This is a genomic window from Streptococcus sp. C300 (assembly GCF_000187645.1).
GTDB lineage: Bacteria > Bacillota > Bacilli > Lactobacillales > Streptococcaceae > Streptococcus > Streptococcus oralis_CQ.
The window spans coordinates 608518-626612 of sequence record NZ_GL732466.1 but is presented as its reverse complement, the minus strand read 5'-3'; the positions used below and the strand labels follow the sequence as shown (position 1 = coordinate 626612).

Genomic DNA, 18095 nt, shown 5'->3' with positions numbered 1-18095 from the left:
GACTTTTTTGAATTGTGATAAAATAGAAGGGAGAGGATGCATCTATGAAAAAATTTCAAATCTTTTTATTTATCGAAGCCTGTCTATTGACGGGAGCTCTGATTTTGATGGTATCAGAGCATTTTTCGCGTTTTCTGCTGATTCTATTCCTCTTTTTGCTCTTGCTTCGTTATTATACAGGTAAAGAAGGCAACAACGTTTTCCTCCTTGTGGCGACTATTCTTTTCTTTTTTATCATCATGCTCAATCCCTTTGTGATTTTAGCCATCTTTGTGGCAGTTATCTATAGTCTCTTTCTTCTCTATCCGATGATGAATCAAGAAAGAGAGGAGACGGACTTGGTATTTGAAGAGGTGGTGACGGTAAAAAATGAACGCAATCCTTGGTTTGGCAATCTCCATCATTTTTCTAGCCACCAGACCTGCCAATTTGATGATATCAACCTCTTTCGCCTCATGGGCAAGGACACCATTCATTTGGAAAGAGTTATCCTAACCAATCATGACAATGTCATTATCCTTAGAAAAATGGTCGGAACGACTAGGATTATCGTACCTGTTGATGTGGAAATTAGCCTCAGTGTCAACTGCCTCTATGGAGATTTAACATTCCTTCATCAACCTAAGAAATCCCTCCGCAATGAACACTATCATCAGGAAACCAGAGACTATCTCAAGAGTAACAAGAGCGTCAAGATTTTCCTAACTACTATGGTTGGCGATGTGGAGGTGGTCAGAGGATGAAAAAGCAATCGTATCTGTTAATCGGCCTGACTTCTTTCCTCTTTATCCTCTTTTTGACTAATAGTTTACTTGATATTTTTGAACTGGATTGGTCCTATTTGCTACAGGATATCGAGAAAACAGAAAAGTTAATCTTCTTAGTCTTGGTCTTTAGCCTTTCCATGACCTTCTTTTTTGTCCTCTTTTGGCGCGTGATAGAAGAAATCTCTCGCAGAAAAATGCAAGTCAATCTCAAGCGACTGCTAGCAGGAAAAGAGGTGGTTGCCTTTGCAGATCCAGACTTGGATGCCAGTTTTAAGTCCTTATCTGGCAAGCTCAATCTCTTGACAGAAGCTGTTCAAAAGGCTGAAAATCAAGGCCTGGTCAGGGAAGAAGCAATCATCGAGAAAGAACGGAAGCGGATTGCACGTGACTTACATGATACGGTTAGTCAGGAGTTGTTTGCAGCCCATATGATTTTATCAGGTGTCAGCCAGCAGGCTTTGAAGCTGGATAGAGAAAAGATGAAGACCCAGTTGCAAAGTGTTGCGGCCATCCTAGAGACTGCTCAGAAAGATCTACGGGTCTTGCTCCTACATTTGCGACCAGTTGAGTTGGAAGAGAAGAGTTTGGTTGAGGGGATTCAAATCCTCTTAAAAGAGCTTGAGGACAAGAGCGATCTCAAGGTCAGTTTCAAGCAAAATGTGTCTAAATTGCCCAAGAAGATTGAAGAACATATCTTCCGTATTTTGCAGGAATTAATCAGCAATACCCTCCGCCATGCTCAGGCATCTTGCTTAGATGTCTACCTCTATCAGACTGATGTTGAATTGCAGCTGAAGGTGGTGGACAATGGGATTGGCTTCCAGTTGGGGAGTTTAGATGACTTGAGTTATGGACTGCGAAATATCAAGGAGCGGGTAGAAGATATGGCAGGGACGGTTCAACTCTTGACAGCTCCAAAGCAAGGACTGGCGGTTGATATCCGTATTCCCCTGCTAGACAAGGAATCATAAAGGAGTATAGATGAAAATTTTACTGGTAGACGACCATGAAATGGTCCGATTGGGCTTGAAAAGCTACTTTGACCTCCAAGACGATGTAGAAGTTGTGGGCGAGGCGGCCAACGGATCTCAAGGTATTGACTTAGCCTTGGAATTGCGTCCAGATGTTATTGTCATGGATATTGTCATGCCTGAGATGAATGGGATTGATGCAACCTTGGCTATTCTCAAAGAATGGCCTGAAGCCAAGATTTTGATTGTGACCTCTTACCTAGACAATGAAAAAATCATGCCGGTCTTGAACGCGGGTGCTAAAGGCTATATGCTCAAGACTTCAAGTGCAGACGAACTGCTCCACGCTGTTCGTAAGGTTGCTTCTGGAGAGCTTGCTATTGAACAAGAGGTCAGCAAAAAGGTCGAATACCACCGCAATCATATCGAGCTTCATGAGGATCTGACTGCGCGTGAGCGAGACGTGCTTCAACTCATTGCCAAGGGCTACGAAAATCAGCGCATTGCAGATGAACTCTTCATCTCTCTTAAGACGGTCAAGACCCATGTATCCAACATCCTAGCCAAGCTTGAGGTCAGCGATCGCACCCAGGCTGCAGTCTATGCCTTTCAGCACCACTTGGTCGGGCAGGAGGATTTTTAGATGAATCTTACAGATTTACTTGTGGAGCTAGAAGCGGCAAAAGACCCTGAAAAAGCAGGGCCTATGGAAGCCTATATGCGCCATCAATTTCCCTTTTTAGGTATTGCAGGTCCTGAAAGAAATGCACTCTATAAAAAATACTTTCCAAGCGTGAAAAAAACAAAGATGATTGATTGGGATTTTGTAGATATCTGCTGGGAAAAGGAGCCAAGAGAATACCAGTATGTGGCTGCCAACTATTTGAAAGCCGTGCAGTCTTATCTAACGAAGGACGATTTGCCTAAACTTGAGCGTCTGGTCGTGACCAAGTCCTGGTGGGACACGGTAGATATCCTAGATCGAGTAGTAGGAAGTTTGGTAGCCGACCATCCGGAACTTGAAGAAGTGATTTTAAAATGGAGCCTATCAGATAATATCTGGCTGAGACGAGTCGCTATTGACCACCAGTTGTTAAGAAAAGAGAAAACAAATGTCCAACTGATGGAAAAGATTCTGCTCAACAATCTGGACCAGACAGAATTTTTCATCAACAAAGCCATCGGCTGGGCTCTAAGAGACTACTCTAAAACCAATCCCGAATGGGTAGCACGTTTTATTGAAAAAAATAAGAAGAGAATGTCTGAACTTAGTATCAAGGAAGCGAGCAAGTACCTCTAGCACTATTGAAAAGCGCATTCATTACTTGAAAAAAGTCGCTATTATATGGTATAATGGACTGTATTAAAAATTTTAAGGAGAAATGACAGAATGTCTGTATCATTTGAAAACAAAGAAACAAACCGTGGTGTCTTGACTTTCACAATCTCTCAAGACCAAATCAAACCAGAATTGGACCGTGTATTTAACTCAGTAAAGAAAACTCTTAACGTTCCAGGTTTCCGTAAAGGTCACCTTCCACGTCCTATCTTCGACCAAAAATTTGGTGAAGAAGCTCTTTATCAAGATGCAATGAACGCACTTTTGCCAAACGCTTATGAAGCTGCAGTAAAAGAAGCTGGTCTTGAAGTCGTTGCGCAACCAAAAATTGACGTAACTTCAATGGAAAAAGGTCAAGACTGGGTTATCACTGCTGAAGTCGTGACAAAACCTGAAGTAAAATTGGGTGACTACAAAAACCTTGAAGTATCAGTTGATGTAGAAAAAGAAGTAACTGACGCTGACGTTGAAGAACGTATCGAACGCGAACGCAACAACTTGGCTGAATTGGTTATCAAAGAAGGCGCTGCTGAAAATGGCGACACTGTTGTCATCGACTTCGTTGGTTCTATCGACGGTGTTGAATTTGACGGTGGAAAAGGTGAAAACTTCTCACTTGGACTTGGATCAGGTCAATTCATTCCTGGTTTTGAAGACCAATTGGTTGGACACTCAGCTGGTGAAACTGTTGATGTTATCGTAACATTCCCAGAAGACTACCAAGCAGAAGACCTTGCAGGTAAAGAAGCTAAATTCGTAACAACTATTCACGAAGTAAAAGCAAAAGAAGTTCCAGCTCTTGACGATGAACTTGCAAAAGATATCGACGAAGAAGTGGAAACTCTTGACGAATTGAAAGAAAAATACCGCAAAGAATTGACTGCTGCGAAAGAAGAAGCATACAAAGATGCCGTTGAAGGTGCAGCAATTGATAAAGCTGTAGAAAACGCTGAAATCGTAGAACTTCCAGAAGAAATGATCCACGAAGAAGTTCACCGTTCAGTAAATGAATTCCTTGGAAACTTGCAACGCCAAGGTATCAACCCTGACATGTACTTCCAAATCACTGGAACTACTCAAGAAGACCTTCACAAACAATACGAAGCAGAAGCTGAGTCACGTACGAAGACTAACCTTGTCATCGAAGCAGTTGCCAAAGCTGAAGGATTTGATGCTTCAGAAGAAGAAATCCAAAAAGAAATTGAGCAATTGGCAGCAGACTACAACATGGAAGTTGCACAAGTACAAAACTTGCTTTCAGCTGATATGTTGAAACACGATATCACTATCAAAAAAGCTGTTGAATTGATTACAAGCACTGCAACAGTTAAATAATCTTAAAAGAGAAAAAGCCCACCTGACTAGGTGGGTTTTCTGTTGCACTATTTTCCAAAAATCTCTTTGAGGTCTGCATCTGTAATCCCAATCATGGCTGGGATGCTAGACCAGTTTTCTTCGGTGAGGATGTAGGATTGTTCAGAGTCACTTGGTGTGGCAGTTTCAGAGAAGGCTTGTTTGCTTTCTTCAATATTATTTTCAATTAAATCACTGAAACGCTCAATCAGATAGGTCTTGCGGGCAGTCCCGATATGCTTAACTGCATAGTCAAAGGCCTGTAATTCACCTAGTAAGATAAGTTTGCTTTTGGCGCGTGTAATGGCTGTGTAGATGAGATTTCGCTCCAGCATGCGCTTGCTAGCACTAGTGATGGGCAGGATGACAACAGGAAACTCACTTCCCTGCGACTTATGAATACTCATGGCATAGGCCAGTCGAATCTTGTACCATTCGTTTCGAGGATAGATGACCTCATTGCCATCGAAATCAATGACAATCTCGTCTTGTTTGGACTCAGTGTATTTTCCAGGAATCAGGTCTGTGATGTAGCCTAGATCTCCGTTAAAGACATTAACTTCAGCGTCGTTGACTAGGTGAATGACCTTGTCCCCTGTTCGATAGTGACACTGAGTTGCTTCAAAGCTAACTTGCCCCTTTTGCTGAGGATTGAGCAGGTCTTGCATAAGTTGGTTGATGGCGTCAATACCAGCAGTTCCTCGATACATGGGTGCTAGCACCTGAATATCGCGAGCCGGAATGCCACTTCTGAGGGCAGCGCCAAGAATTTTCTCAATGGTAGCTGGGATATGGCCACTAGCGATTTCAAAGTAGGAGCGGTCTGCCTTTTTCTGGGTAAAGTCAGCTGGCAAGATGCCTTGTCGAATCTGACTCGCCAAGGTAACGATAGTTGATTCTTCGCTTTGACGGTAAATCCGTTCCAAGCGAGTCTGCGGAATCAGGGGTATCTGGAGCAGGTCTGCCAGGACTTGTCCGGGACTAACAGAAGGCAATTGGTCGCTATCCCCCACGATGAGAATTTTACTGTTTGAGGAGATGTTGGAGAAGAGCTGGTTGGCTAGCCAAGTATCCACCATGGAAAACTCATCTACAATGATAAAGTCGGCATCCAGATAATCTTCCAGATGGCTGGTATCATCGTCCCCCGTCATTCCCAAATGGCGGTGTATAGTAGCACTTGGCAATCCTGTCAATTCATTCATGCGCCGAGCCGCTCGACCAGTTGGAGCTGCTAGAAGGATAGGCAGACTGCTTTTTTTCCTGAGGTCAAGTCCTTCTAAAAGTGCATAAACAGCAATAATCCCATTGATAACAGTCGTCTTACCAGTACCGGGTCCACCTGTCAGGATAAAAACCTTGTTCTGGATAGCGTCACAGATAGCCTGCTTTTGAATGTCATCGTACTGGATACCCAGCTCTTCCTCAACACTAGCGATATGCTTGTGAATGGTTTCTAGATCTTGGCTCTTCTGTTTTTCTTTTTCAAGGATACGAACCAAGTGACTGCGAATTCCTTCTTCGGCGAAAAAGAGGCTGTTATCAAAGATTTTAGTGTCAATCTGTTGAACCTTGTCTTCTTCAATCAAATGAGATAATTCCTGAGCGACTTGGCTGGGGTCCAGTTCCACAGGACGAGAAGACTCGAGGAGAGTCAGGGTCTGTTCCAGCAAATCTCGAGCTTCCATATAGGTATCCCCCGTATCCATACATCCTTGAAAAAGACTATGGACAAGGCCAGCACGGAAGCGTTCAGGAGCTTGGCTTTCAATACCTAGTTCGGCTGCTAGTTGGTCAGCAATGGTAAATCCCAAGCCCTTGATATCCTCGACCAGCTGGTAGGGATAGTTTTCGACAATATTCAGCGTTTCTTCCTTGTAAAAGTCTTGAATCTGAAAGGCCAGTTTATTGGGAATGCCGTAGTTGGCTAGTTTTGCCAAAACCATTTCTGTCCCATAGTTTAGACGGAGAGTGGAAACAAAAGCCTCACGGTTTTTGGCAGAGAGTCCTGAGATGCCTTCTAGCTTTTCAGGATGTTCAAGAATTTCGTCAATGGTATTTTCACCATAGCTATCAACGATTTTTTGGGCCGTTTTGAGACCAATTCCCTTGAAATGACTGCTAGAAAAGTACTTGACGAGGCCCTTGCTAGTTGGTTTTGCGCGTTCATAACGGCTGATCTGAAGCTGTTCCCCATACTTGGAGTGCTGAACGATTTGCCCCCAAAAAGTGTAGTCTTCACCCTCAATCACGTCCGCCATGGTTCCTGTAACGATGATTTCAAAATCGTCAAAGTCCTCCGCATTGGTATCTTCGATATCTAGGAGGAGAATACGATAAAAATTACTGGGATTTTCAAAAATAATCCGTTCAATGGTGCCTGAAAAATAAACTTCCATAGTTTTCCTTTACATGAGTTCGTGAGAGTTGGACCCTTAGCCACTTTGAAAAGCTAGATTACTTTAAGGTTTTCTCTCGCAATAGAAAAAGAGACTGAGACTTAGCATTCTCGGCCTCTTCCTTATCTTAAAAAGTTCCGATACGGTTAAGTGGCCAGAAACGGAATTTTGCTTCGCCCTTGATATCGCTGGCCTTGAAGGTGCCGACATGGCGGCTGTCGCTAGAGACTAGACGATCGTCACCAAGGAGAAGGTATTCGCCTTGAGGGACAGTAAAGCTGAAGCTGGTATTTGAATTGACATCGACCGTAAAGGCTTGTGCTTTTTGAGCAAGTTCTCTAAAGTAAACTCCCTTATTGCCTTCAAATCCTTTGCCAGTATAGGTGTTTTGCAACTTTTCTGTTTTGAACAAGTTGAGATATTCAGCTAGGTAAGGTTCATCCGTTTCTTCACCGTTGATAAAAAGTTTGTCATTTTCGTAGCGGATGGTATCTCCAGGCATGCCGATAACCCTTTTGACAATGTCTTTATTTCCTTCTTCCTCATGCGCAACCACGATGTCGAAGCGGTCAATTGGGAGATGTTTAACAACGAAGAGAACTTCTCCGTCGGCTAGGGTAGGGTCCATAGAGTGTCCTTCTACACGGACATTGCTCCAAAGAAAGATACGGCTAAGACCGACCAGTGCGATAATCAGGAAGAAAACTCCCCATTCTTTTAGAAATGTTTTAAACGAATTCATAATTTACCTTTCTAGAAGTGTTTTGGCTTTTTCAGTGTTTTTAAAATGCAGTTTGGCGCAGAAATGAAGTCCCTTCATACCATAGGCTTGAAGGATTTTGCTAGCAACCTTATCAGATGCAGTTCCAGCGCCGCTTGGCAGTTGATAGCCTAGTTCTCGTCCAAGATTTTCCAAGTTTTCGAGGAAGAGATCCCGCGCGATGATGGAGCTAACGGCAACAGCCAGGTATTTTCCCTCGGCTTTTTCTTCTAAGCTAATTTTGTTTGGAAAACGGTTGGCTTCTTGCGCCAAGTACTTATCATAGTTTTTTGGACTTGTAAAAGCATCAATCACGATTTTCTCTGGCTGGACCCCTTTTTGAAGCAGGAGAAAGATAGCCTGGTTGTGAAGGGCAACCTTTACAGAAACAGCATTGTAACGCTCTCCGATAACTTCGTTGTACTTGCTCGGTGAGAGAAGTAGTGCTTGATGTGGAATCTTTTCCTTGAGGATAGGGGCAATCTGACGAATCTTTTGGTCGGTCAGAGTCTTAGAATCCCCCACACCGAGTTTTCGTAGGAAGTCATACTGGTCAGGTGTCACGAAGGAAGCCACGACAGCTAGTCCGCCAAAGTAGGAACCATTTCCCACCTCATCAGTCCCAATCATAGGAAAATCTTGTCCACTGTTTTCTTGTTGAACCTCATAGCCAAAGAAACTGGCGTACTGCTCAGCAGCTTCGCCCTGGAGGAGAACTTTTCCTGAGGTATAGACGGAAACTGTTGCCTGAGGCAGTCGCAAAAAATAGCGGATATAGGGATTTTTACTAGGACTGAGAGCCTTCTGATACTGACTTAAAAAGCTCTGAATTTCCTGTTCACTTGGTGTGAGTGTGATACTTGCCATAGTCTCTATTGTACCACAAAAGCAGGAGAATTGGTAAAAACTGACAAAGTTAGCGAAATTTGGTATAATATCGTGAGGTGAATTTTATGGCAAATCTAAATCGATATAAGTTTACATTCGGGAAAAAGACATTAACCTTGACAACCGAGCATGACAACCTCTTTATGGAGGAAATTGCCAAGGTTGCGACTGAAAAATACCAAGCAATTAAAGAACAAATGCCTGGGGCGGATGATGAGATCATTGCGCTTCTTTTGGCGGTCAACTGTCTGTCTACACAACTCAACCGTGAAATTGAATTTGATGACAAGGAGCAAGAGTTGTTAGAACTCCGCCACAAGTTGATTGCTGTCAAACAAGAACAGAGCAAGATTGAGGACTCCCTATGATTTCAATCCTACTCTTATTGGTTCTGGCTTGGGGCTTTTACATCGGCTACCGTAGAGGTTTGGTGCTGCAAAGTTATTATTTCCTCGTTGCAGTGATTTCAGCCTTTGTTGCGGGACAGTTTTATAAATCGCTGGGAGATCACTTCCACTTGCTTGTCCCTTATGCCAATCCTCAGGAAGGACAGAGAACCTTTTTCTTCCCTTCAGACCAGCTGTTTCATCTAGACAAGGTCTTTTATGCGGGTCTCGCCTACCTTCTAGTTTTCGGAATTTGTTACAGTATCGGACGTTTTATCGGTTTGTTCCTACACTTGATTCCAACTAAAAAGCTCGATGTCAAATGGTTGCGTATCGGAGCAGGCCTTTTGTCGCTATTAGTAACCTTATTTGTCTTGCAAATGGCTCTGACCATTCTCGCAACAGTGCCTCTAGCAGTCATTCAAAATTCACTCGAAAAAAGTATAGTAGCCAAAAACATCATCCAAAGTGTCCCTTTTACGACAAACTTTATCAAACAACTCTGGGTGACAAATTTAATCGGATAAAAAGGGCGGGATTTTTCCTAGCCCTTTGTTTACAGATTGGAGGACTAGGTCAAAACCTCTAGTTGCTATGATCTTGTAAACTAGCATACAAGGAAAGAATATGAATACAAAAATACTAGAAACCTTAGAATTTAATAAAATCAAAGCCTTGTTTGAACCGCATCTTTTGACAGAACAAGGACTAGAGGAGTTAAAAGGCTTAGCTCCAACTGCCAAGGCGGATAAGATTAAACAAGCCTTTACAGAGATGGAGGAAATGCAAGCCCTATTTGTGGAGCAACCTCACTTTACCATCCTAGCGACGCGTGAGATATCAGCTGTTTGCAAGCGTCTGGAGATGGGGGCGGACCTCAATATCGAGGAATTTCTACTCCTCAAACGGGTCTTACTTGCTAGCAGAGAGTTGCAAAGTTTTTATGCCAATCTTGAAAATGTACGCTTGGAGCAGTTGGCGAGATGGTTTGAAAAACTGCATGATTTTCCACACTTGCAAGGGAGTCTCCAAGCCCTAAATGACGCAGGATTTATCGAGAATTTCGCCAGCGAAGAACTAGCACGCATTCGTCGAAAAATTCATGATAGCGAGAGTCAGGTCCGAGATGTCTTGCAAGACTTGCTCAAGCAAAAAGCGCAGATGTTGACCGAAGGGATAATTGCTAGCAGAAATGGTCGTCAAGTCTTACCAGTCAAGAACACCTATCGCAATAAGATTGCAGGTGTTGTTCATGACATCTCTGCTAGTGGAAACACAGTCTATATCGAGCCACGTGAGGTCGTGAAACTGAGCGAAGAAATCGCTAGTCTGCGAGCAGATGAGCGTTATGAGATGATTCGCATCTTGCAAGAACTATCGGAACGGGTTCGTCCTCATGCTGCTGAGATTGCTAATGACGCTTGGATTATCGGCCATCTGGATCTGATTCGTGCCAAGGTACGTTTCATCCAAGAAAGACAAGCAGTTGTTCCTCAACTTTCAGAGAATCAGGAGATTCAACTCCTTCATGTTCGCCATCCTTTGGTCAAAAATGCTGTCGCAAACGATGTACACTTTGGTAAGGAATTAACGGCCATTGTCATTACAGGTCCCAATACTGGTGGGAAGACCATCATGCTCAAAACCCTGGGCTTGACTCAACTCATGGCCCAGTCAGGTTTGCCCATTTTAGCTGATAAAGGAAGTCGTGTCGGTATTTTCGAAGAAATCTTTGCCGATATCGGGGATGAGCAGTCTATCGAACAAAGCTTGTCTACCTTCTCCAGCCACATGACCAATATCGTAGATATTCTTGGCAAGGTTAATCAGCACTCGCTCTTATTGCTAGATGAGCTCGGGGCTGGTACTGATCCTCAAGAGGGAGCCGCCCTTGCTATGGCTATTCTGGAGGATCTTCGTCTGCGTCAGGTCAAGACTATGGCTACGACCCACTATCCAGAACTCAAGGCTTATGGTATCGAGACAGCTTTTGTGCAAAATGCCAGCATGGAGTTTGACACAGCCAGCCTGCGTCCGACCTATCGCTTTATGCAGGGAGTTCCTGGTCGAAGTAATGCCTTTGAAATTGCCAAACGTCTGGGCTTGTCAGATGTCATCGTAGGAGATGCCAGCCAGCAGGTTAATCAAGATAATGATGTCAACCGTATCATTGAGCAATTAGAAGAGCAAACGCTTGAAAGTCGCAAACGCTTGGACAATATCCGTGAGGTGGAGCAAGAAAACCTCAAGATGAACCGAGCACTCAAAAAACTTTACAACGAACTCAATCGCGAGAAGGAAACTGAGCTCAACAAGGCGCGTGAACAAGCTGCTGAAATTGTGGAACTCGCTCTAAATGAGAGTGACCAGATTCTCAAGAACCTCCACAGTAAGTCTCAACTCAAACCCCACGAAATCATTGAAGCCAAGTCTAAACTGAAAAAACTAGCCCCTGAAAAAGTCGACTTGTCTAAAAACAAGGTCCTTCAAAAGGCCAAGAAAAAACGAGCTCCGAAGGTGGGGGATGATATTGTGGTCCTCAGTTATGGACAACGTGGAACCTTGACCAATCAGCTTAAGGACGGCCGTTGGGAAGCCCAAGTCGGTTTGATCAAGATGACCTTGGAAGAGAAAGAATTTGACCTTGTTCAGGCCCAGCAAGAAGCCCCAGTCAAGAAGAAACAAGTCAATGTCGTCAAACGTGCTTCTGATCGTGGTCCGCAAGCGAGACTGGATCTTCGTGGCAAACGGTACGAAGAGGCCATGAATGAGCTGGACGCCTTTATTGACCAAGCCCTGCTCAATAACATGGCGCAAGTCGACATCATCCATGGTATCGGAACAGGTGTCATCCGTGAAGGAGTCACCAAATATCTACAAAGAAACAAACATGTTAAGACTTTCGGCTATGCTCCACAGAATGCTGGAGGCAGTGGCGCAACCATTGTGACCTTTAAAGGATAGAGAGAAGAAGGATTCGCTCTTTCTGAAAAAGGGAATGAAAGGTCAAAAATTTTCATAGAATATATTGACAAAGGCTAACTTTTCTTGTAGAATAATAAAAAATAAAATACCAACACCGAATGAAGTTTAATAGAAGTGGAGAAAGGTTTGTTTTCCATGACTGTAAATGGACGGAACTCTGGAGAGACCGTAAAGGCACCGAAGGGGCAAGGCAGGTAACTGCTCAAACTCTCAGGTAAAAGGACAGAGCTAGGATAGACCGCTTTTTGGCATTTATCTAAGCATTCCAGAGTACATGTATCTTGCATGTACTCTTTCTTTTGGGGTTGAAAGATAGGAGAAGGACATGTTAGAATTGCTTAAAGCGCTTGATGCTTTTGCTTGGGGGCCTCCCCTCTTGATCTTATTGGTCGGAACGGGTATCTATTTGACCATCCGACTGGGCCTTTTGCAGGTTACTCGTCTCCCTAAGGCCTTTCAGTTGATCTTTACCAAGGACAAGGGGCACGGCGATGTGTCGAGCTTTGCTGCTCTCTGTACGGCTCTAGCAGCCACAGTTGGTACGGGAAATATCATCGGGGTAGCGACAGCCATTAAGGTTGGAGGACCAGGGGCCCTCTTTTGGATGTGGATGGCGGCCTTCTTTGGGATGGCGACCAAATATGCCGAAGGATTGCTGGCCATCAAATACCGTACTAAGGATGCAAATGGAGCTGTAGCTGGAGGACCCATGCATTACATCCTTTTGGGGATGGGAGAAAAGTGGCGTCCACTTGCTATCTTCTTTGCCCTAGCGGGTGTATTGGTAGCCCTTCTAGGGATTGGTACCTTTACCCAAGTCAATTCAATTACAGAATCTATCCAAAATACAGCTCAAATTAATCCAGCTATCACAGCTCTCGTTTTATCTGTTTTTGTAGGGATTGCCGTCTTTGGTGGCCTCAAATCCATATCAAAAGTTTCGACAGCAGTGGTTCCTTTTATGGCTATTGTCTATATTTTAGGAACTCTTACAGTTATTCTCTTTAATATCGAGAAAATCCCAGCCACACTTGTACTGATCTTTACTTCAGCCTTTAGTCCAGCGGCTGCGGTAGGTGGTTTTGCAGGTGCCAGTATTCGGATGGCTATCCAGAATGGTGTGGCGCGAGGAGTCTTTTCTAATGAATCTGGTCTTGGTTCTGCTCCCATTGCGGCGGCTGCAGCTAAGACTAATGAGCCTGTCGAGCAAGGCTTGATTTCCATGACAGGAACCTTTATTGATACTTTGATTATCTGTACTCTGACAGGTCTGACAATCTTGGTAACTGGTGTTTGGAGTGGTGATTTGAATGGAGTTGCCTTGACCCAGTCAGCCTTTTCAACAGTTTTTTCACACTTTGGACCTGCTCTTTTGACCATCTTCCTTGTGCTCTTTGCCTTTACGACGATCCTCGGATGGAACTATTACGGAGAGCGCTGTTTTGAGTTTCTCTTTGGTGTTCGTTTTATCTGGCTCTATCGTGTAGTCTTTGTAGTCATGGTCTTGTTGGGAGGATTTATCGAGTTGGATATGGTTTGGATTATCGCAGATATCGTCAACGCCTTGATGGCTCTGCCAAACTTGATTGCCCTCTTGGTCTTGTCGCCAGTCGTCATTGCTGAGACTAAAAAGTATTTTAAACACTAACCCAATCACACTTTTAGTGTGATTTTTTCATTTCATAGACATTTCCTATCAAGGCGATTGAAAATATATATTATCCAAGGGGGAAATTCTATGATAGACTAAATGACAATAAAATGAAAAGAGGTTTCTTATGACAACATTTACCATCCACACAGTAGAATCAGCACCAGCAGAAGTGAAAGAAGTTCTTGAAACAGTACAAAAAGATAACAATGGCTATATTCCCAACCTAATCGGTCTCTTGGCTAACGCTCCTACCGCGCTTGAAGCCTACCGAACTGTCGGAGCCATCAACCGTCGCAATAGCTTAACACCAGTAGAGCGTGAAGTAGTGCAAATCACGGCAGCCGTAACCAATGGTTGCGCTTTCTGCGTGGCTGGACATACTGCCTTTTCAATCAAACAAATCCAGATGAATGATGATCTTCTCCAAGCCCTTCGCAACCGCACTCCGATTGAAACAGATCCAAAACTAGATACTCTAGCTAAGTTTACCTTGGCGGTCATCAATACCAAAGGGCGTGTAGGAGATGAAGCCTTGGCTGAATTTTTGCAAGCTGGTTACACGCAACAAAATGCCTTGGACGTGGTTCTCGGTGTTAGTCTTGCCAGCCTCTGCAACTATGCCAACAATCTAGCCAATACGCCTATTAACCCAGAATTACAACCTTATGCCTAGTTCGAATCAGAAAGAAAAAATGAAGACTGAGCAATCCAGTCTTCATTTTTCTATGCTATTTTAAGCGCTTTTATGCTATACTAATAATAACATGATTATTGGAGGCTCGGATGAAAAAGCTACCCTTAGTATTCTCTGGCTGTTTATTAGGTTTAGCAGGTGCAGGAAATCTGATTGCAGATACTTTGCCTGTTCTGTCGCATTTATTGAGCCTGACTGGTCTAGTGTTGTGGCTTTTCTTTCTGATTCTCCATCTTTTTAATTGGGAAGAAACCAAGCAAGAATTGACCAAGCCCCCTCTTTTATCTGGGATGGCCACTTTTCCTATGGCTGGGATGATTTTATCGACCTATGTTTTTCGCGTATTCCCTGCTCTTTCTTTGCTAGCACAAGGAATCTGGTGGTTTTCCTTTCTCTTGGATTTGGCGTTGATTGCTACTTTTACCATCAAATTTGCCTGTCCGGGTCGGAGGGTCAATGCGACTCCAAGTTGGACGGTACTCTATGTGGGAATAGCAGTAGCAGCCTTGACCTATCCTCTGGTAGGCATTATTGAGATTGCCTATGCGACCTTGAGTTTTGGTTTTGTCTTGACCTTCTATCTCTATCCGCTTATTTATAGCGATTTAAAGAAAGATCCACTCCCAGTGGCCTTGCTTGGACAGGAAGGAATCTACTGTGCTCCCTTTTCCCTACTCTTAGCTTCTCTAGTTCGAGTTGGAGGAGCAGGCCTACCGACTTGGCTCTTGATTGTCATGATTTTGGCATCTCAGTCCTTCTTTTTCTTTGTTTTAACTCGCCTGCCCAATATTTTAAAACAAGGTTTTCAACCAGCCTTCTCAGCTCTCACCTTTCCAACTATTATCTCAGCAACCTCTCTCAAGATGGCTCAAGGAATTGTAAAGCTTCCTATCTTAGATCATCTAGTGTTTGCGGAAACTTTCCTTAGCTTAAGCATTTTACTTTTTGTCTTAGGCGCTTATCTGATTTGGTTACGAAAAAAGGTCTAGCTATTTTCTAGCTAGGCCTTGTTTTTTTATGGTTTGATAACTTCAGCTCCACCCATGTATGGACGAAGAGCTTCTGGAATGGTTACAGAACCATCTGCATTTTGGTAGTTTTCAAGAATAGCAGCGACTGTACGCCCAACTGCAAGTCCAGAACCATTCAAGGTGTGAAGAAGTTTAACTTTACCATCTGCTTCATCACGGTAGCGAATTTGAGCACGACGGGCTTGGAAATCTTCTGTATTTGAACAGCTTGAGATTTCACGGTAGGTATTTTGGGCTGGAATCCAAACTTCCAAGTCATAAGTCTTGGCAGCTGAGAAGCCCATATCCCCAGTAGAGAGGGCAACGACACGGTACGGAAGATTGAGTTTTTGAAGAATGTTTTCAGCGTTGGCTGTCATTTTTTCCAATTCTTCGTAAGATTCTTCTGGTTTTGCAAATTTGACCATTTCAACCTTGTGGAATTGGTGTAGACGAATCAAGCCACGTGTATCACGACCAGCAGAACCAGCTTCAGAACGGAATGATGGACTCATAGCAGTGAAGTAGATTGGTAGGTCTTTTCCGTCAAGGATTTCATCACGGTAGTAGTTTGTGAGGGGCACCTCAGCCGTTGGAATCAAGACAAAGTTGGTGTCGCTGAGTTCAAAAGTATCTTCTTTGAATTTTGGATATTGACCAGTGCCAAACATAGAGTCGTGGTTAACTATGTAAGGTGTGATGACTTCTGTATAGCCTTCCTTGCCATGCTCATCCAACATAAAGTTGTAGATGGCACGTTCCAAACGAGCGCCAAGACCTTTATAGAAAAGGAAGCGAGCACCCGTCACTTTTCCACCACGTTCCCAGTCAAGGATACCTAAGTCTTCACCAAGATCCCAGTGAGCTTTTGGTTCAAAGTCAAACTCTCGCGGAGTTCCCCAACGGCGAACTTCCACATTATCGTCCTCATCAGCTCCAACAGGAACGCTGTCAGCTGGGATGTTTGGAAGAGTCGTGGTAAATTCTGTCAACTTAGCATCGATTTCCCCCAATTCAGCATCCAAGACTTTGACTTCAGCAGATAGGGTTTGCATAGCAGCAATCTTGTCATCGGCATTTTCCTTGTTGCGCTTAGCTTGGGCAATCTCAGCAGAAACTGTGTTACGTTCTGCTTTTAGAGTTTCAACCTTGACCAAGATGTCACGACGTTTAGCATCGATTTCTTTCATCTCATTTAAGATAGCAGCATCTACACCGCGTGTAGCCAATTTTTCAGCGACAGCATCAAAGTCTGTACGAATACGTTTAATATCTAACATAAGTCCTCCTTTATATGAAAAAGCACACCTGACAAAGTGTTGGAGTGGCAGGGCCACGGTTCCATCCAACTTCACAGGTGTGCACTTGATTCTGTATTTAATTGTGAACAACGGTAGAATTTCACCTATCCCTCCTATCTGCTCGCAGCACCCGCAGACTTTCTGAAAGAAGGAAATAACTTACTTATCCGTTGCTATGATTATACTAAAGTTTCTACTTTTTTGCAAATAGATTTTTAAGTTTTTGTCCAATGGTCTGGAGTAGAGTCGGAAGTTTCAAAACCTTGTCGTTTCCTAATTTTTCCCGAGCGATTTTGAGGATAGCTCCAGAGTCTTTTGAAGCAAAGAGGAATTTTCCTTGATCGGTGAAGACTTCAAAGTGGCGGCTGATCTTGCGACCACTTACGTTGGCTCCGATTTGCTGAATGCTGGACCAGGGGATTTGAATATATTGTTCGACATTGACATCAGGATAAAACTCCAAGGCTTGGTCTCCGACTAGAAATTTTCCAACCTTTCCAGAGATAGAGAGATAAGATGTTCCAGTGGTTTGGAGGTCAATGACTTTATTGAGAGATTGGGCCATGATTAGTCTTCCTTACTTTCATCGAAAAAGGCATGGTAGAGAGCCTTGATAGCTGCTTTTTCTTGCTCTTTATTGACAACAAACATGATGGAAACTTCACTTGAACCTTGGGACATCATCTGGATGTTGATTTTATTCTCAGACAAAGCACGTGTTGCAGTAGCAGTTACCCCGATATGGCTCTTCATCTTTTCTCCGACAATCATAATGATGGAAAGGTCATGTTCGATTTCAGCATGGTCCACTTCAGCCTTTTGAACGAGTTGACGTAGAATTTCTTCTTCTTTGATAGGAGTTAATTCACGAGAGCGGAGGATGATTGAAAGATCGTCAATACCTGTAGGCATGTGTTCCCAACCGATATTGAGGTCCTCAAGGATTTGAAGAACCTTGCGACCAAACCCTACTTCACGGTTCATGAGGTATTTTGACATGTTGATGCTGACGAATCCTGAGTCACCTGCAATCCCTACTACTGGGAATTTATCACTACTGTGTTCTAAAACAATGCGTGTTCCTGGGTGATCAGGGTTGTTGGTATTCTTGATGACAAGAGGAATTTTTCCGCGGTAAGCGGGTAGAAGAGCTTCGTCATGAAGGACTGAAAATCCAGCGTAAGCCAACTCACGCATTTCACGGTAGGTTAATTCTGGAATGGAATGTGGTTGGTGGATAATACCAGGATGGGCAGCAAAGATACCATCTACGTCTGTAAAGTTCTCATAGAGATCAGCCTTAACACCTGCTGCAATGATAGAACCTGTGATATCTGAACCTCCACGTGAAAAAGTACAGATTTGATTTTCCTTAGTCACACCAAAGAAACCAGGGATGACAAGGACTTCGTTGCTATCAGCCAAGCCTTCAATCTTATCATAACTAGATGGAATGATACGTGCGTTTCCAGGTTCACTTGTGACAACGATCCCAGCTTCTCTTGGGTGAACATAGCGTGCATCGATACCGTTTTGGTTAAAGTAGGCTGCAATCAATTTGGCATTGTTATTTTCTCCAGCCGCTAGG

At 43.6% G+C, this 18095-nt stretch carries 17 protein-coding genes and 1 riboswitch; of the genes, 11 read left to right on the top strand and 6 right to left on the bottom strand.

The genetic code is table 11. The features are described from left to right. Positions 1-44: 44 nt before the first annotated feature. The 5 genes from liaF (at position 45) to tig (ending at position 4412) form a co-directional block, all read left to right on the top strand. On the top strand, positions 45-743 hold the full coding sequence (liaF, locus tag HMPREF0849_RS03035) for a cell wall-active antibiotics response protein LiaF (protein ID WP_000714481.1): 699 nt from the start codon (positions 45-47) through the stop codon (positions 741-743). Further along, complete coding sequence (locus tag HMPREF0849_RS03030; RefSeq protein WP_000744928.1) at positions 740-1738, top strand: sensor histidine kinase; 999 nt, start codon at positions 740-742, stop codon at positions 1736-1738. Before liaF ends, HMPREF0849_RS03030 begins: the two co-directional genes overlap by 4 nt. Before the next feature lie 10 nt (positions 1739-1748). Beyond that, positions 1749-2381 (top strand): response regulator transcription factor, encoded by a 633-nt coding sequence (locus tag HMPREF0849_RS03025; RefSeq protein WP_000698414.1) that lies wholly within the window; start codon positions 1749-1751, stop codon positions 2379-2381. Next, the gene (locus tag HMPREF0849_RS03020) at positions 2382-3038 is read left to right on the top strand and encodes a DNA alkylation repair protein (protein ID WP_001054496.1); all 657 of its coding nucleotides are present in this window, start codon (positions 2382-2384) and stop codon (positions 3036-3038) included. It abuts the gene before it with no gap. Between the two features lie 90 nt (positions 3039-3128). Continuing rightward, on the top strand, positions 3129-4412 hold the full coding sequence (gene tig, locus HMPREF0849_RS03015; protein ID WP_000116504.1) for a trigger factor: 1284 nt from the start codon (positions 3129-3131) through the stop codon (positions 4410-4412). Positions 4413-4459: 47 nt separating this feature from the next. Here tig and recD2 read toward each other — a convergent pair whose 3' ends face one another. The 3 genes from recD2 to rnhC all read right to left on the bottom strand — a co-directional run bounded on the left by recD2 (position 4460) and on the right by rnhC (position 8456). Next, positions 4460-6829, bottom strand: coding sequence for an SF1B family DNA helicase RecD2 (recD2, locus tag HMPREF0849_RS03010; RefSeq protein ID WP_000454463.1), 2370 nt, complete (start codon positions 6827-6829; stop codon positions 4460-4462). 127 nt (positions 6830-6956) lie between these two features. Then, a complete protein-coding gene (gene lepB, locus HMPREF0849_RS03005; protein ID WP_001083994.1) occupies positions 6957-7571 on the bottom strand; it encodes a signal peptidase I in 615 nt (204 codons plus the stop codon). Positions 7572-7574: 3 nt separating this feature from the next. Next, positions 7575-8456, bottom strand: coding sequence for a ribonuclease HIII (gene rnhC / locus HMPREF0849_RS03000; protein ID WP_000146905.1), 882 nt, complete (start codon positions 8454-8456; stop codon positions 7575-7577). 86 nt (positions 8457-8542) lie between these two features. Here rnhC and HMPREF0849_RS02995 point away from each other — a divergent pair, with 86 nt between their 5' ends. The 6 genes from HMPREF0849_RS02995 to HMPREF0849_RS02970 all read left to right on the top strand — a co-directional run bounded on the left by HMPREF0849_RS02995 (position 8543) and on the right by HMPREF0849_RS02970 (position 15185). Next, a complete protein-coding gene (locus HMPREF0849_RS02995; RefSeq protein WP_000002026.1) occupies positions 8543-8845 on the top strand; it encodes a hypothetical protein in 303 nt (100 codons plus the stop codon). Further along, a complete protein-coding gene (locus tag HMPREF0849_RS02990) occupies positions 8842-9390 on the top strand; it encodes a CvpA family protein (protein WP_000623531.1) in 549 nt (182 codons plus the stop codon). The genes HMPREF0849_RS02995 and HMPREF0849_RS02990 overlap by 4 nt, the downstream gene beginning before the upstream one ends. Positions 9391-9490: 100 nt before the next feature. Beyond that, positions 9491-11827 (top strand): endonuclease MutS2, encoded by a 2337-nt coding sequence (locus HMPREF0849_RS02985; RefSeq protein WP_001092917.1) that lies wholly within the window; start codon positions 9491-9493, stop codon positions 11825-11827. Positions 11828-11995: 168 nt separating this feature from the next. Further along, positions 11996-12084, top strand: a riboswitch (glycine riboswitch). Between the two features lie 89 nt (positions 12085-12173). Next, a complete protein-coding gene (locus HMPREF0849_RS02980) occupies positions 12174-13496 on the top strand; it encodes an alanine/glycine:cation symporter family protein (RefSeq protein ID WP_000891439.1) in 1323 nt (440 codons plus the stop codon). Positions 13497-13626: 130 nt separating this feature from the next. Continuing rightward, positions 13627-14175: a carboxymuconolactone decarboxylase family protein gene (locus tag HMPREF0849_RS02975; protein ID WP_000206775.1), complete on the top strand. Its 549-nt coding sequence runs from the start codon at positions 13627-13629 to the stop codon at positions 14173-14175. Positions 14176-14285: 110 nt separating this feature from the next. Further along, on the top strand, positions 14286-15185 hold the full coding sequence (locus tag HMPREF0849_RS02970) for a TDT family transporter (protein ID WP_000735935.1): 900 nt from the start codon (positions 14286-14288) through the stop codon (positions 15183-15185). Positions 15186-15211: 26 nt separating this feature from the next. On the opposite strand, the gene serS is transcribed toward HMPREF0849_RS02970, so the two are convergent. From serS to HMPREF0849_RS02955, 3 genes are all read right to left on the bottom strand, one after another. Continuing rightward, on the bottom strand, positions 15212-16486 hold the full coding sequence (serS, locus tag HMPREF0849_RS02965) for a serine--tRNA ligase (RefSeq protein WP_000884222.1): 1275 nt from the start codon (positions 16484-16486) through the stop codon (positions 15212-15214). 214 nt (positions 16487-16700) lie between these two features. Further along, entirely contained in the window at positions 16701-17072 is a 372-nt protein-coding gene (locus HMPREF0849_RS02960) for a DUF956 family protein (RefSeq protein ID WP_000079369.1), read from the bottom strand. A gap of 2 nt (positions 17073-17074) precedes the next feature. Beyond that, on the bottom strand, positions 17075-18095 hold a 1021-nt coding region (locus HMPREF0849_RS02955), incomplete at its 5' end, for an aspartate kinase (protein WP_009013551.1).

Excerpts from the sequence above, each read along its gene's own strand:
- HMPREF0849_RS03030 (WP_000744928.1), top strand. The coding sequence starts at position 740 with ATGAAAAAGCAATCGTATCTGTTAATCGGCCTGACTTCTTTCCTCTTT.
- HMPREF0849_RS02970 (WP_000735935.1), top strand. The coding sequence starts at position 14,286 with ATGAAAAAGCTACCCTTAGTATTCTCTGGCTGTTTATTAGGTTTAGCA.
- liaF (WP_000714481.1), top strand. The coding sequence starts at position 45 with ATGAAAAAATTTCAAATCTTTTTATTTATCGAAGCCTGTCTATTGACG.
- HMPREF0849_RS02960 (WP_000079369.1), bottom strand. The coding sequence starts at position 17,072 with ATGGCCCAATCTCTCAATAAAGTCATTGACCTCCAAACCACTGGAACA.
- HMPREF0849_RS02990 (WP_000623531.1), top strand. The coding sequence starts at position 8,842 with ATGATTTCAATCCTACTCTTATTGGTTCTGGCTTGGGGCTTTTACATC.
- HMPREF0849_RS02985 (WP_001092917.1), top strand. The coding sequence starts at position 9,491 with ATGAATACAAAAATACTAGAAACCTTAGAATTTAATAAAATCAAAGCC.
- HMPREF0849_RS02975 (WP_000206775.1), top strand. The coding sequence starts at position 13,627 with ATGACAACATTTACCATCCACACAGTAGAATCAGCACCAGCAGAAGTG.
- HMPREF0849_RS02995 (WP_000002026.1), top strand. The coding sequence starts at position 8,543 with ATGGCAAATCTAAATCGATATAAGTTTACATTCGGGAAAAAGACATTA.
- HMPREF0849_RS03025 (WP_000698414.1), top strand. The coding sequence starts at position 1,749 with ATGAAAATTTTACTGGTAGACGACCATGAAATGGTCCGATTGGGCTTG.
- rnhC (WP_000146905.1), bottom strand. The coding sequence starts at position 8,456 with ATGGCAAGTATCACACTCACACCAAGTGAACAGGAAATTCAGAGCTTT.
- HMPREF0849_RS02980 (WP_000891439.1), top strand. The coding sequence starts at position 12,174 with ATGTTAGAATTGCTTAAAGCGCTTGATGCTTTTGCTTGGGGGCCTCCC.
- serS (WP_000884222.1), bottom strand. The coding sequence starts at position 16,486 with ATGTTAGATATTAAACGTATTCGTACAGACTTTGATGCTGTCGCTGAA.
- tig (WP_000116504.1), top strand. The coding sequence starts at position 3,129 with ATGTCTGTATCATTTGAAAACAAAGAAACAAACCGTGGTGTCTTGACT.
- HMPREF0849_RS03020 (WP_001054496.1), top strand. The coding sequence starts at position 2,382 with ATGAATCTTACAGATTTACTTGTGGAGCTAGAAGCGGCAAAAGACCCT.
- lepB (WP_001083994.1), bottom strand. The coding sequence starts at position 7,571 with ATGAATTCGTTTAAAACATTTCTAAAAGAATGGGGAGTTTTCTTCCTG.
- recD2 (WP_000454463.1), bottom strand. The coding sequence starts at position 6,829 with ATGGAAGTTTATTTTTCAGGCACCATTGAACGGATTATTTTTGAAAAT.